The following is a 15,306-nucleotide window of genomic DNA, read 5'->3' as shown; positions in this document are numbered from 1 at the left end:
AGCACAAATATTCTAATTAATTAAACATATATATTATGAGTAAATTAAACATTAAGCCACTTGCAGACCGTGTGCTAGTTGAAGCACTTCCTGCGGAAACACAAACAGCTTCTGGTTTATACATACCAGACACAGCTCAAGAAAAACAACATAAAGGAACTATCGTTGCTATTGGAAACGGTAAAAAAGACGAACCGTTAACGGTTAAAGTTGGAGACACAGTACTTTATGGAAAATATTCAGGATCTGAAATCAAATTAGACGGAAAAGAGTATTTAATGATGCGTGAAGAAGACATTATGGCTATTATCTAATATGGCTTACAATTTAGGACAAAGCGTTCTTAAAAGTTTTCAAAACAAAATTATTACAATTAATCAATCTTATAGTTCATAGATAATTCTTCAAACTGTAAGTAAAATAAAATAAAAATGGCAAAAGACATAAAATTTGATGTAGAAGCACGTGATGGATTAAAGCGTGGTGTAGATGCATTAGCAAATGCAGTAAAAGTTACTTTAGGACCAAAAGGAAGAAACGTTATTATTAGCCGATCTTTTGGTGCTCCTGTCGTTACTAAAGATGGAGTAAGTGTTGCTAAAGAAATAGAATTAGAGGATCCATTAGAAAATATGGGAGCTCAAATGGTAAAAGAAGTAGCTTCAAAAACTAATGATTTAGCAGGAGACGGAACAACTACCGCTACTGTATTAGCACAAGCTATAGTAAAAGAAGGTTTAAAAAACGTTGCTGCAGGTGCCAATCCAATGGATTTAAAACGTGGAATTGACAAAGCAGTAGAAGCTATAGTAACTGATTTAGGTAAACAATCTAAAGAAGTAGGAAACTCTTCTGAAAAAATAAAACAAGTTGCCTCTATATCTGCAAATAACGATGATGTTATTGGAGATTTAATTGCTAAAGCATTTGGCAAAGTTGGAAAAGAAGGTGTTATCACTGTAGAAGAAGCTAAAGGAACGGAAACGTACGTCGATATTGTAGAAGGTATGCAGTTTGATAGAGGTTATCTATCTCCTTATTTTGTGACTAACAGTGACAAAATGATTACTGATTTAGAAAATCCATACATTTTATTATACGATAAAAAAGTATCTACAATGAAGGATTTATTACCAGTATTAGAGCCAGTTGCTCAATCAGGTAAACCTTTATTAATTATTGCAGAAGATGTTGATGGAGAAGCTTTAGCGACTTTAGTAGTTAATAAATTACGTGGATCTCTTAAAATTGCTGCAGTTAAAGCGCCAGGGTTTGGAGACCGCAGAAAAGCTATGTTAGAAGATATTGCAATTTTAACTGGAGGAACTGTTATATCTGAAGAAAGAGGATTTACTCTTGAAAATACTACTTTAGAAATGTTAGGTACTGCAGAACGTGTTACAATTGACAAAGACAACACAACTGTTGTTAATGGAGCTGGAGACAAAAGCTTAATTAAAAACAGAGTTAATCAAATTAAAGCTCAGATTGAAACAACAACTAGTGACTACGATAAAGAGAAACTACAAGAACGTCTAGCTAAGTTAGCAGGTGGTGTTGCAGTACTATATGTTGGTGCAGCTAGTGAAGTTGAAATGAAAGAGAAAAAAGACCGTGTAGATGATGCTTTACACGCAACTCGTGCTGCTGTAGAAGAAGGTATTGTTGCTGGAGGTGGTGTTGCTTTAGTTAGAGCAAAATCTGTTCTAGAAAAGATTACTACTGAAAACTTAGACGAAACTACAGGAATACAAATTGTAGCGCGTGCTATTGAAGCGCCTTTACGTACTATAGTTGAAAATGCTGGTGGAGAAGGTAGCGTTGTTGTTTCTAAGGTTATGGAAGGTAAAAAAGACTTTGGATACGATGCTAAGACAGAAACTTACGTAGATATGCTTAAAGCTGGTATTATAGATCCTAAAAAAGTAACAAGAATTGCATTAGAAAATGCTGCTTCTGTTGCTGGAATGATCTTAACTACTGAGTGCGCTTTAATTGATATTAAAGAAGAAAGCGCTGGAGGCGGAATGCCTATGGGTGGAGGTATGCCAGGAATGATGTAATACATTCTAAACCTATCATTAAAATACAAAAAAAGCCTCAACAAATGTTGAGGCTTTTTTATATACTTAAATCTAAATTAGTTAATCGTAACTTTTTTAGATAATGTTCTTCCATCTTTTAAAGTAACATCTACAATGTAAACTCCAGTACTTAAGTTACTAAGTTTAACTCCTGAGCTTACTTGGTTTGCACTTACATTAGTCATTTTCATTACATTTTGACCTAGCATATTAATTAAATTTAAGCTTTTTACATCTTGACTCAAACCTTTAATATGTAGTTGGCTTAGATTATTATTTACAAAAATTGAAATATCGTTAGCAGCTTCAAAGTCTTCGTTTGATAAAGATTCACCTGAATTAAATACAATTTTAAAACGAGTAGTATCTTCTCCTGCTGTCGCACTAAAGTTATAATCTCCTGTTCTTAAATCATGATATACACCTTCTAAGGTATCATATAAATAGATTACTTGATCATCATCAATATTTTCTACCTCAGTCATTCTAATAGAATAAGTTACAGTTGCATCACTATTTAAAACTAATGCTACTTCTTTATCAGATTGAATTGTAGAATATGCTTGAATAGCATATTTTTCGTTATTTAAAGTTGACAATAAATCATTTGCAAATAAATCATTTGCTTTAGCATCATAACCGTAATCAAAAACATCATCTCCAGTATTATCCCCAAATCCTAAAACTAATTCTCTAATTAAATGATTAGATGTTTCAAATTCTAATCTCATAATTTGCATTTCTGAAGCATCATTATTTTGCGTTGTAATTGAGCTAGATCTTAAAAATTGAGATTCACCAGACGCTTCCGTTTTAAACACACGTTGATCGTTGTTAAACTCTATATTTCCACTTCCTACAATTTCAGCCATAAAACCTTGAGCAACTGGAATGTAACGTTTTGGAGTTTTAGTTCCGCTTTGCACACCTGTATCTGCTCCATCTAAACCTACAAATTGATATGCTCTAACTCCAGTTAATTTATTTAAAATAGCATAACCACCTTCATATTGATTTAAAACATGGCTATTACCAGCCCATTGCTCCCAAAGGTAGACTGCTCCATTAATTAAACCCTCATTATCATCAATAAAAGCATTTGCATCGATAGCTGACGGATAAGGATTACCCAATAAATACTGTGTTTTAGATATACCTCCTACAGATCCAGGTCCACCTGCATCATTGACACTAATTAAAATATCACCATTATTTGGTTTGCCTTCAAAAATGTACTCAAAATCAGTAGTCCCTACTCCTGTTCCTTTTTGCGAATAACCTACTCCTGCTTCAATACCAGAATTTTCATCCAATGGAGCCCATTGATAGTAGTTAAATCCATTTTTGTAAGTATATAACCAATACGTACTTAACGTTGCTGGAGTAGTAACTGGAGGCGTATAACCTGTTGTAAACTGTATTGCTCCATCAGCATCACTTAACATATTTAAAGAGAAGTCTGTATTATTAGCCACTGTACTTTGTGCTCCTACAGGAGAACTCCAATAGTTATATCTGTAAACATTATTAGTCCCTTGTTGACGTCTTAAAATTTTACCAGAGCTTGTCACTTTTAATTCACTTAATCTAGTTTGTACTAACTGAGATTCATTTTTTAAATTTAAAACACCATTTAACTCTAAATACCAAGTATTTTTAATCTCATTATCTCCATTAACGACAAGCCTTTTATTATTGTCTATAATTAAACCTAAATGTGTGTGTGACGCATTAGTAGTCACTCGGTTTTTAATATGTACTATTGACCAATCTTTGTTTGGTAAGTTTTCGATATCCCAAACATCACCATGTAACCAAGTGCTTTCGTCTGTCCAAGCTCCATTACTAGATGACTGATAAGGCATAGGTGCAGTTTGTTCTTGTATTGTTGTTATGTTATTTAATTTTAAATGACGCGATGCATTAGATTCGTCATAAGCTAAACCATTAACAATACTTGTCATTGGATAGTATGCTTCTAATGTAGACCATTGTATTGGTGCTGACGTTGTAAAATCAATAATATTTTTTTCAATTGTAGCACCTTGTATTGTTCCAGAATTATTTTCAATTTCTTGATAAACCATACTCTGTAATTGATCTGTAGTTAACGCTTTTTTAAAGACTCTAACCTCATCTATATTACCATCTAAATGTCCAAAACCTGCTGGACTAGTATTGGTTGGATATCTTCCAACAGTAAAAGGTCTACTTGAATAAATATGAGACGTTCCATTAAAATTTTTAGTTAGTAATTCTGAATTTAATAATGGATCTGTTTCAGTACCAACTAACTCACCATTAACATATAGTTTAACAGAGTTTGTTGATGCATCAAAAACACCTGCAATATGATACCATAAATCACTTTCAATTTTTAAATTAAGTGAAGGATCTGGTAATGCTGTAAAACTTGTATCAGGATAGTTATCTGATGCAGTAACTTGATCCTGAGTATACACAAGAAATCCTGGCACTCTACCATTGCTAATGTATAAGCGCATATTTTCTTGTCCGACTATGCTAAACAGATTTGGTAGTGCAGTATTATTCCCTTCAATTTTAACCCAAGCCATCATTGTAGCTTCTGTCCAATTACTAATAAAATTAGGTGCATCCAAATAATCATCAACACCATCAAAATCTATGGTATTAGATCCAATAATAGCTGTATTATTATCCCTATAATCTAAATCACCTCCTGTTGCTGCATCATTATCAAAATCTCCAAAAGAAGACACAAGGTTTGGAATATCTCCTGTAGTCACTTCGTCATTTGAGTCGTATACTACAGTTACAAAATCAAAATTATTATCTAAACCATCTTTATCAGTATCAATATTAGATAATGAGCTAGCCTGACCGTTTTCGTTAATATCTAAAATTCCGTCATTATCAGTATCTGTATCTAGGTAATCTGGTAAATCTGTCCCATCTGTATTAACAGGTGTAAATCCAGAACCATAATTATTATACATACCATTATTAGCACCACTTGTATTTACAACTCCACTTGGAGCTATATATCCAGCTGTTGTCTGTGCTTCAACATTGTCAGGAATACCATCATTATCAACATCAATATCAAATTGTGGTTGACATAAAAAACTGTAAGCTAAACTATCTAATCCATGAGGATCATGAGTGCTCGCTCCTAATTGACCCGAAACTACAATGTGTCTAATAGCAACATGACTAACAGGATCACTAGTAACAAAACCTATAGTGTTTTCAATATTTTGTCCAGCTAAGACAGATCCTCTAAAAGTACCGTTAGCATCATATAAATTAATGTTTCCTAATTGGTCATCTCCAATATACGCATTGCTAAAATATGCGATTAAGTTTCCGTCTGCATATACTTCGTAGTTTATAACCTCAGTATTAGCATTAGTATCGTATATATCTACAAAATCAAAACTAAATGATGCTACAGGTTCAGTAAAATTTACGTTTACAGTATAGTAATCTCCCGTTAGATTACCTACCTCTGGGTGGACATATAAACCATTAGAAGGGCCACTACCCGAAGTAAAACCACCAGAAGTAGTTGTTCTAAATTGGTGAATTGGTGTAGGTCTGTAAATGTAATTATGTTCAAAATCTAACGTACCATTTGCAAATGTCCCTAAAGTAGTTGTAGCTGTACCTGCTGTAGTTTGCGTAAAAGAATAATCCGAAGCACCATTTAAAACCGTTAAAGGCTGACCTCTATCATACACTTCTTTTTGAAAACCAGACTCTTGGTAACCTAAACCGTTAGTATTAGCTCCAATTGTATAAACTTGAATATTATTTAATTCCCAAGAAATTTTATCACCTTGTGCATTAGCAGCTCCAGGAATAGTGGGACACTCTACAGTATCTCTGATCCCATCGTTATCGTCATCGACATCTAATCGATCAACAATACCATCACTATCAAAATCTGATTCTTGAGCTTGGGCTGTAAAAGACAAAAATAACATCGCACACAAAAGCGCACTGAAAAACAAAGTAGTTTTCTTCATAGGTTAAGATTTTTAATTTGAGGGATATATCATCACTTGGGCAAAGTAAATGATATTGAAGCAAAAGTAGGTTTACAACAATAGACTGAAATCATTTAATCGCTAAAAATCAACTATAACCGACTAAGTGTAAGAAAATGATTATTTTAACGATAAAAAACACTAAAAACAAGCATATTAGAGTACTGTAACCTTAAATTATTGGCGTAATTTATTATAATAAAATGCAGGAAACAGCAATAGCAAAATAATAGGTTGTATTAAAAAACGACGAAGGTTAAAAAAGATATAATAATTTTCTTGTTTTGGATCTAAAACAAAATACAAGTAGCACATTATCAAAACAATAAATGAAATTATATAAATTATACTAGAAAATGTTATCAAACTTTTTTCTTTAAAAAAAGCATATAATATAAGTAACGAAATTACTGTATTTAAAAAATATCTAAACGAGGTATTGACCACTAACTTAAACACCTCTTGTCTTGGAGAATCCATGTATAGATAATCATTATGAAAAAACAATAAATAGGGATCATAAAACAACTCATTCTCAAACCATCTTATTAATGCCAAAAGCATAAATAAAAAAGCTACTATAACATATTTATACCATTTTTTCATCTACTTATTGATATTGGAAAACCGATTAACCCAAAACATCCACAATAAAAAAACCATACCATAAATTATAGCGGGAAAAATAACTGTATGCAACTCTTCCTTACGCCAAGGATAATGGTATAATCCAATAGATAATATAACGATGCGTAAAAGATTAACTACATACAATAAGACACAACCTGATAATAAATATAAAACTGTTGTTTTAATTTTTCCTGAAAAAGCTACAATAAAAGAAACAAATAGAATAATTATACTCATACCATTGCAACCCTCTATTACCCTAGCCAAATACTTACCTTCTAGTATCAACTTCATCGATGGTTCATTTGGATGCGGAATAACTTGTGTCGAATATCCAAAATTTTCTAGTAAGTTTTTAGATTGGTTAGCGACCAAATTAGTAATGTAATCGGGATAATACAAACTACTTTTTGATGCGTCTAAATAAAAGTTATATGCCAGAGATAAAAATCCGTATACCAACAAAAAAGTAAGTATAAACTTGATTACTAGTCGATATTTTACAATTAAATCTTTCAATAAAAAAGAATAAATTTTAAGTTTTTATAATGGTTAAAATTACGTCTTTTTAAATACTTTTACCAAAATTTTCAAATAAATGGCTTTCGAAACTTTAAAACCTCAGATTGAAACTATTGTTTCCAATACAAATAACACTAGAGACGAAAAATTATTACAAATTTGCCAACTACTAGATGACAACGTTTCCTATTATAATTGGGTAGGTTTTTACTTTAAAAATGGAGATAAAAACGAGCTTAAACTAGGACCATACGTTGGCGCACCAACAGACCATACCATTATCCCTTTTGGAAAAGGTATTTGTGGTCAAGTCGCAGTAAGCAATCAAAATTTTGTAGTCCCTGATGTTGCTGCACAAGATAATTATATTGCATGTAGCATAACTGTTAAGGCTGAAATTGTCGTTCCTATTTTTGTAAATGGAGAAAACATAGGACAAATAGACATCGACTCTAACACTCCTGATCCTTTTACAGAAGCTGATGAGCGCTTTTTAGAGTTTGTTTGTAGTAAAGTTTCAGAAATACTTTAGATGTTAATAACTACTTGTTTTAGTTGAAAAACCACTAAAGTTTTTCAACTAAAACAATTTCCTTTTGCTTAAATTTGCTTGCTTATTAACACAACTATAATGAGCAACAAAACAATTAAATCTGCATTAATCTCAGTATTTAGCAAAGATGGACTAGAACCTATCGTTAAAGAGCTAAATAAACAAGGTGTAACCATTTACTCTACTGGTGGAACCGAAACTTTTATTAAAAATCTTGGTATTGATGTCGTTCCTGTAGAGGATGTGACCTCTTACCCTTCTATTTTAGGTGGTCGCGTAAAAACGTTACACCCAAAAGTATTTGGAGGAATTTTAAATAGACAAAACCATGATGGTGATGTTAAAGAAATGAAAGACTTTGACATTCCACAAATAGATGTCGTTATAGTTGATTTATATCCTTTTGAAAAAACAGTAGCTTCTGGTGCTTCTAACCAAGATATTATCGAAAAAATTGATATTGGAGGGATTTCTTTAATTCGTGCTGCTGCAAAAAACTATGCAGACGTCATTTGCGTGTCTTCTGTTGATGATTATGCTGAATTTTTAGAATTAATTACTGATAAAAAAGGAAATTTATCTGAAGCTGACAGAAAAGCATTTGCTGCAAAAGCTTTTAATGTGTCATCGCATTACGACTCTGCTATCTTTAACTACTTTAATGCAGACCAAACTATTCCTGCTTTAAAAATTAGCGAGACTAATGGTAAAGTTTTACGTTACGGAGAAAACCCACACCAAAAAGGGTTTTTCTACGGAGACTTTGATGCACTTTTTACACAACTACATGGTAAAGAACTAAGCTACAACAACCTTTTAGATGTTGATGCTGCAGTAAATTTAATTCAAGAATTTAAAGGTGAACAACCTACATTTGCAGTACTAAAACATAACAATGCTTGTGGGTTTGCACAACGTGACACAGTATTAAATGCGTATTTAGATGCATTAGCTGGTGATCCAGTATCTGCTTTTGGTGGTGTTTTAATTAGTAATACTGAAATTGATGAGGCTTGTGCTTCAGAGATTCATAAATTATTTTGTGAAGTTGTAATTGCACCTTCTTTTACTACGGAAGCCGAAGCAATTTTAAAAGGTAAGAAAAACAGAATCTTACTTGTTTTAAAAGACACTGATTTTGCTCCAACAACAGTTAGAACTTGTTTAAACGGAGTTTTAGTACAAGATAAAAATAATAAAACAGACCAAATTGAAGATTTAACTTATGTAACAAATAGCAAACCTTCTAGCGATGCTATTGATGATTTAATTTTTGCCTCAAAAATATGTAAGCACACAAAATCAAATACTATTGTTTTAGTAAAAAATAGACAATTATGTGCTAGCGGAACTGGTCAAACTAGTCGTGTTGATGCTTTAAATCAAGCCATACATAAAGCTATGTCTTTTAACTTTGATTTAAAAGATAGCGTCATGGCTAGTGATGCATTTTTTCCGTTTCCTGACTGTGTTGAAATAGCTGCTAACGCAGGAATCACTAGTGTAATCCAACCTGGAGGATCTATTAAAGATCAATTAAGTATTGATTATTGTAACGATAATAATATTGCAATGGTTATGACTGGTACGCGTCATTTTAAACACTAATCAGTTTTATTTTTAAACGAAAGAATTTCAAATAACTAAAAGCTTCAGTTTAAAGACTGAAGCTTTTTTTTATACCATTTGGCTAAATTTCCGCGAAAGCGTAAAACGTCCAAAACTTGTTTTTAAACGTATCTTCTAATTGTGTGACGATTAATAAAATTTGTAAGGTATTAAATCCTTATATTACCATACTTTTATTACTTTTACCGCATCTTTTTAATAACGCCTTATAATTACAAATAAAACATGGGATTTTTTGATTTCCTGACAGAAGAAATCGCTATAGATTTAGGTACTGCCAACACTTTAATTATTCATAACGACAAAGTCGTTGTCGATGCTCCTTCCATAGTTGCACGTGACCGTATTAGCGGAAAAATCATTGCTGTTGGACAAGAAGCCAACATGATGCAAGGTAAAACGCATGAAAACATTAAAACTATTAGACCTTTAAAAGATGGTGTAATTGCAGATTTTGATGCGTCTGAGCAAATGATAAGTTTGTTTATTAAAAATATTCCTGCGTTAAAAAAGAAATTATTTACGCCTGCTTTACGTATGGTTATTTGTATTCCGTCTGGAATTACTGAGGTAGAAATGCGTGCGGTAAAAGAAAGTGCCGAACGTGTAAATGGTAAAGAAGTTTACTTAATACATGAGCCTATGGCTGCTGCTATTGGTATTGGTGTAGATATTATGCAACCAAAAGGGAATATGATTGTGGATATAGGTGGTGGTACTACTGAAATTGCAGTCATTGCTTTAGGAGGTATTGTTTGTGACAAATCTGTAAAAATTGCAGGTGATGTTTTTACTAACGATATTATTTATTACATGCGCACACAACATAACTTATATGTTGGAGAGCGTACTGCTGAAAAAATTAAAATACAAATTGGTGCTGCTACTGAGGATTTAGACCTTCCGCCAGAGGATATGAGCGTTCAAGGACGTGATTTATTAACTGGAAAACCTAAGCAAGTACAAATTAGTTATAGAGAGATTGCTAAGGCTTTAGACAAATCCATTTTACGTATTGAGGATGCGGTTATGGAAACTTTATCTCAAACACCTCCAGAGTTAGCTGCTGACATATACAATACTGGTATTTATCTTGCTGGTGGAGGATCTATGTTACGTGGTTTAGATAAACGTCTGTCGCAAAAAACAGATTTACCTGTTTATATTGCAGAAGACCCATTACGCGCTGTTGTTAGAGGTACAGGAATCACACTTAAAAATATTCCGAAATACAAAAGTGTATTGATAAAGTAGTAACAAAAACCAAATGCAACAAATTGTAAATTTTATACTTAGAAACAAATCGTTTTTGTTTTTCTTGTTGTTGCTTTGCGTTTCAGTAGGACTGACAATACAATCGCATTCTTATCATAAAAGCAAGTTTATAAACTCGGCTAATAATGTTACTGGTGGTGTTTATAATTTAGGAAACTCGGTTAGCAGTTATTTTCATTTAAAGGAAGAAAATGACAAACTACATGAGGAAAATACACGTTTACGATCTATATTAAATAATCAAGCGGAAAAGTCTGAGACCTTTATAGACTCGACTTCCTACAACACTAAATATAAGTTTACAACCGCAAAGATTATTAAAAATAGCTACGCGTTACAAAACAATTTTTTAACTATCAATAAAGGTAGTAAAGACAGTATTAAACCAGATTTAGGGGTGATTTCGTCTAAAGGTATTATTGGTATTATTGGTAATACTAATAGTAAATATGCAACTGTAGTATCAATTTTAAACACGACTAATAAAATTAGCGGTCAGTTAAAAAAATCAAATCAGTTTGGTACTTTAAGTTGGAATGGTAAATCACCAAGATATATTCAGTTATCAGATATTCAAAAAAATGCAAAACTTAACAAAGGTGATACTATTATAACCTCTGGACGCTCTTCCATTTTTCCTAAAGGAATTTTAGTAGGTCAAGTTGAAGGTTTTAAACTAGATGCTACCAAAAATTACTACGAAGTAGAAGTACTATTGTTTAATGACATGACTAATCTTGAGCATGTTAGTGTGATAGAAAATAAGGATAAAAAACTAATTATTAATTTACTTCAATCTAATGAATAACCTACTATCTATACATACTGTAAGATTTGTTGTTCTTATATTACTGCAAGTACTTTTATTTAGTAAAATAAACTTTTTAGGTTATATAAACCCTTACATCTATATTCTTTTTATCGTTTTATATCCTGTTAAAAACAATCGCATTCTGTTTTTATTTATTAGTTTTTTAATGGGACTAATAATTGATATTTTTATGGATTCTGGTGGAGTAAATGCTACAGCTGCTTTGGTAGTTGCTTTTATAAGACCTGCTGTTTTAAAGTTTAGTTTTGGAGCAGTATATGAGCATCAAGCCCTAAAATTTAATAACATTGATTTTGGTCAAAGACTAACGTATATAACGATACTAACATTTATTCATCATTTTACTTATTTTTTATTCGAAATATTTAACATATCAAAAATAATTTTAGTCCTTCAACACACGTTATTCTCTAGTATATTCACAATAACGCTATGTATTTTGATAACTTCTATATTTAGCACAAAATCTAAATGAGAAAATTATTTCTTCTTCTTTCTGTAATTATTGTAGGCCTTGTTTTTACTGGACGCTTGTTTTACTTACAAGTATATAAAGCAACCTCAACAAATTTATACGAAGATAATGCGATTAGAAAAGTTTTTGACTATCCTAAGCGTGGTTTTGTATATGACAGAAATGGTAAACTTTTAGTATCCAACCAACCATCATACGATGTCATGGTAATCCCAAGAGAGGTTAAACCTTTAGATACTATTGAGTTTTGCAATCTTCTAAAAATAGACAAGCAAACTTTTATTGAAAAATATAATAAAGCTTATAGATATTCGCCACGATTACCATACGTATTTGTATCGCATTTATCCAAAGAGGATTATGCTGTATTACAAGAAAAAATGCGTAAGTACGAAGGGTTCTATATTCAAAAAAGAAATTTAAGAAAATACGAAACAGCTATCGGAGCCAATGTTTTAGGAGACATTGGAGAAGTTAACAATAGAAATATACAAAACGATAGCTATTACCAATCTGGAGACTTAATTGGTAAACAAGGGGTTGAAGCCTCTTACGAAACGACTTTACGTGGACAAAAGGGAATTAAATTTATACAAAAAGACAGATTTAATAGAAACCTTGGACCTTACCAAGACGGTATCCATGACACGTTACCAGAAGCAGGTAAAGACATAAAAATAACTATTGATGCTACTTTACAAGCCTATGGCGAGTTATTAATGACTAATAAACGAGGAGGTATTATTGCCTTAGATCCTAAAACGGGCGAAATTTTAGCTTTAGTGTCTGGACCTAGTTACGACCCTAATATATTGGTCGGTAGAGATCGATCAAAAAACTTTACAAAACTTTATAACGACTCTATAGCTAATCCAACTTTTGATAGAGGATTACAGGCACAATATGCACCAGGTTCTCCTTTTAAAGTTATTAACGCACTTATAGGATTGCAAGAAGGTGTTGTTAACCCAACCGAACAATTTAGTTGCAGAATGGGTTATTATTATAACGGTAGAAAATTACATGGATGCCACAGTCATAGAAGTCCTGTTGATATGAATTTAGGGATCTACGAATCTTGTAATGCTTATTTTGTGAATGTCTACAGACGTATCGTAGAAAAATATCCAAATGCAGCCACAGGAATGGACGCATGGAGTAAGCATGCTAAAAGTTTTGGTTTAGGTGATTATCTTGGATATGATTTAGTTGTGGGTAGAAAAGGACGCATTCCTGACAGTAAATTTTACGACAAATGGTATGGTAAAAATAGATGGAGCTCTACCTTTATGACCTCTAACGCAATTGGTCAAGGTGAAGTCGAAGCAACACCTATACAACTGGCAAATATGGTTGCAGCAATAGCTAATCGTGGCTATTTTATAACGCCTCATATTATTAAAGAAATAGAAGGAGAACCAATTGACGAAAAGTATAGAACACCAAGATATACTACCATTGACAGAAAACATTTTGAGCCTGTTGTACAAGGTATGTTTGATGTTTATAACAAGGGTACAGCAGCAAGTCTTCAAGTGGAAGGTATAGAAATTTGCGGGAAAACTGGGACTGCAGAAAACTATGCAAAAATTGATGGCGTACAAACTCAGCTTACCGATCACTCCATATTTGTTGCTTTTGCACCAAAAGACAATCCTAAAATAGCGATTGCTGTTTTTGTTGAAAATGGGTATTGGGGAAGCCGATTTGCTGGTAGAATGGCAAGCTTAATGATTGAAAAATATTTAAAAGGAACCATATCACGAACAGATTTAGAAACTTGGATTTTAACACATAGTCTAGAAAACGAATATGCTAAACCGCAATCCGGAGCACCTTTTAAAATTAACAGAGAAACACAAATGCAAATTGTGCCTGCACCTACATCAAAAGATGCCGACTTATTGCAGGAAGTGACACCTAAACTAAAAGATGAGGCAAACTGATAGATATTATAAATTTGATTGGTTAACAATCTTCCTATTTTTTATTCTAGTCATTTTTGGTTGGGTAAACATAATCTCTGCATCCCATTCTGGTGAAGCTTTGGAGTTTACAAATTTCTCTCATTTTTACAGTAAACAACTAGTATTTATAGGACTATCTATAGTATTAATTGTTTTGGTACTCTCCATAGAGTCTAAGTTTTACGAGCGGTTTTCTAGCATTATTTATTTTGTTGCCTTAATATCCTTAGCTGGTCTTTTTGTTTTTGGTAAAAATATAAATGGAGCAACATCTTGGTATCCAATCGGATCATTCACCTTTCAACCAGGCGAATTTGCTAAGGTTGCTACTGCGTTAGCTGTTGCTAAATATGTTAGCGATTTAAATACTGATATAAGACGATTTAGTGATCAACTAAAAACCTTTGCTATTATAGTTGTACCTGCTCTTTTAGTTTTACTACAACCAGATGCTGGAAGTGCCATAGTTTATGGTGCATTTTTCTTTGTATTATATAGAGAAGGATTACCACACATTTACTTAATTATTGGTGTTTTATTAATACTTCTATCCATATTTGCTCTAAAATTTGGAGTTATTAGCACACTATTAATTACTTCAATTGTAGTACTTACATACTATTTTACACGAAAAAAGAAGCCTTCTATAATACAACCATTAGTTGTAATATTACTGTGCACATCTTTAGCATTTACTGTCCGTTTTTTTTATGAAAACATACTGCCTGATCATCAAAAAGATCGTATTACAGTTTGGCTAAGTTTAGAGAAAGATCCTGATAAACTAGAACGCATGAAGAAGACCGTTGCTTACAACCTTAACGAGTCTGAAAAAGCAATTAGTAGTGGTGGGTTTAAAGGAAAAGGCTTTTTAGAAGGCACACGTACAACTGGTAATTTTGTACCAGAACAACACACAGATTACATTTTCAGTACAGTTGGTGAAGAATGGGGTTTTATTGGAAGCTTCTTAACAGTCGTTGTATTTTTACTTTTAATTGTAAGAATATTAGTTTTAGCCGAAAGACAGAAGAATCAATTTAGCAGAATGTATGGTTATGCTGTAGGTGCCATCTTATTTTTACACTTTTTAATTAATATAGGCATGGTTATGGGATTGATACCTACTATTGGTATACCTCTACCCTTTTTTAGTTATGGAGGTTCTGGACTTTGGGGCTTTACTATATTAGTTTTTATTTTCATTAAGTTAGATTCTAACCGTATAAACCAATGGTAATACCAATAAAAATTACACTTACCAATCTAAAACGCTCAACCAAGCATACAACAATATTAAGACTACTC

Annotated in this window: 12 protein-coding genes; 9 read left to right on the top strand and 3 right to left on the bottom strand. The window is 32.4% G+C overall.

The features are described 5' to 3' along the window. Positions 1 to 35 precede the first annotated feature (35 nt). Together V6251_RS13120 and groL are read left to right on the top strand one after the other, a co-directional pair. Positions 36 to 314: a co-chaperone GroES gene (locus tag V6251_RS13120; protein ID WP_028283491.1), complete on the top strand. Its 279-nt coding sequence runs from the start codon at positions 36 to 38 to the stop codon at positions 312 to 314. 117 nt (positions 315 to 431) lie between these two features. Then, positions 432 to 2,063: a chaperonin GroEL gene (gene groL / locus V6251_RS13115; protein ID WP_341588579.1), complete on the top strand. Its 1,632-nt coding sequence runs from the start codon at positions 432 to 434 to the stop codon at positions 2,061 to 2,063. Positions 2,064 to 2,140: 77 nt separating this feature from the next. On the opposite strand, the gene V6251_RS13110 is transcribed toward groL, so the two are convergent. The 3 genes from V6251_RS13110 to xrtF form a co-directional block, all read right to left on the bottom strand. Beyond that, entirely contained in the window at positions 2,141 to 6,094 is a 3,954-nt protein-coding gene (locus tag V6251_RS13110) for a LamG-like jellyroll fold domain-containing protein (RefSeq protein WP_341588578.1), read from the bottom strand. Between the two features lie 198 nt (positions 6,095 to 6,292). Beyond that, positions 6,293 to 6,721: an exosortase F system-associated membrane protein gene (locus tag V6251_RS13105; protein ID WP_341588576.1), complete on the bottom strand. Its 429-nt coding sequence runs from the start codon at positions 6,719 to 6,721 to the stop codon at positions 6,293 to 6,295. Further along, positions 6,722 to 7,264, bottom strand: a complete 543-nt coding sequence (gene xrtF / locus V6251_RS13100) for an exosortase family protein XrtF (protein ID WP_341588575.1) — start codon at positions 7,262 to 7,264, stop codon at positions 6,722 to 6,724. A gap of 79 nt (positions 7,265 to 7,343) precedes the next feature. Here xrtF and V6251_RS13095 point away from each other — a divergent pair, with 79 nt between their 5' ends. The 7 genes from V6251_RS13095 to rodA all read left to right on the top strand — a co-directional run bounded on the left by V6251_RS13095 (position 7,344) and on the right by rodA (position 15,238). Continuing rightward, complete coding sequence (locus tag V6251_RS13095) at positions 7,344 to 7,799, top strand: GAF domain-containing protein (RefSeq protein ID WP_145003324.1); 456 nt, start codon at positions 7,344 to 7,346, stop codon at positions 7,797 to 7,799. Positions 7,800 to 7,898: 99 nt separating this feature from the next. Next, positions 7,899 to 9,428: a bifunctional phosphoribosylaminoimidazolecarboxamide formyltransferase/IMP cyclohydrolase gene (gene purH / locus V6251_RS13090; RefSeq protein ID WP_341588574.1), complete on the top strand. Its 1,530-nt coding sequence runs from the start codon at positions 7,899 to 7,901 to the stop codon at positions 9,426 to 9,428. Positions 9,429 to 9,674: 246 nt separating this feature from the next. Next, positions 9,675 to 10,703, top strand: coding sequence for a rod shape-determining protein (locus tag V6251_RS13085; protein ID WP_028283484.1), 1,029 nt, complete (start codon positions 9,675 to 9,677; stop codon positions 10,701 to 10,703). Between the two features lie 13 nt (positions 10,704 to 10,716). Further along, positions 10,717 to 11,532, top strand: coding sequence for a rod shape-determining protein MreC (gene mreC / locus V6251_RS13080; protein ID WP_341588573.1), 816 nt, complete (start codon positions 10,717 to 10,719; stop codon positions 11,530 to 11,532). After that, entirely contained in the window at positions 11,525 to 12,031 is a 507-nt protein-coding gene (locus tag V6251_RS13075) for a rod shape-determining protein MreD (protein ID WP_145003330.1), read from the top strand. The genes mreC and V6251_RS13075 overlap by 8 nt, the downstream gene beginning before the upstream one ends. Next, the gene (gene mrdA, locus V6251_RS13070) at positions 12,028 to 13,977 is read left to right on the top strand and encodes a penicillin-binding protein 2 (protein WP_341588572.1); all 1,950 of its coding nucleotides are present in this window, start codon (positions 12,028 to 12,030) and stop codon (positions 13,975 to 13,977) included. The genes V6251_RS13075 and mrdA overlap by 4 nt, the downstream gene beginning before the upstream one ends. Then, a complete protein-coding gene (gene rodA / locus V6251_RS13065) occupies positions 13,964 to 15,238 on the top strand; it encodes a rod shape-determining protein RodA (RefSeq protein WP_341588571.1) in 1,275 nt (424 codons plus the stop codon). Before mrdA ends, rodA begins: the two co-directional genes overlap by 14 nt. Positions 15,239 to 15,306 lie beyond the last annotated feature (68 nt).

It is taken from the genome of Olleya sp. Ti.3.14 (assembly GCF_038154885.1).
In the GTDB taxonomy this organism is placed as follows: domain Bacteria; phylum Bacteroidota; class Bacteroidia; order Flavobacteriales; family Flavobacteriaceae; genus Olleya.
The sequence above is the reverse complement of the archived record's forward strand: the minus strand, read 5'-3'. Positions and strand labels throughout refer to the sequence as shown.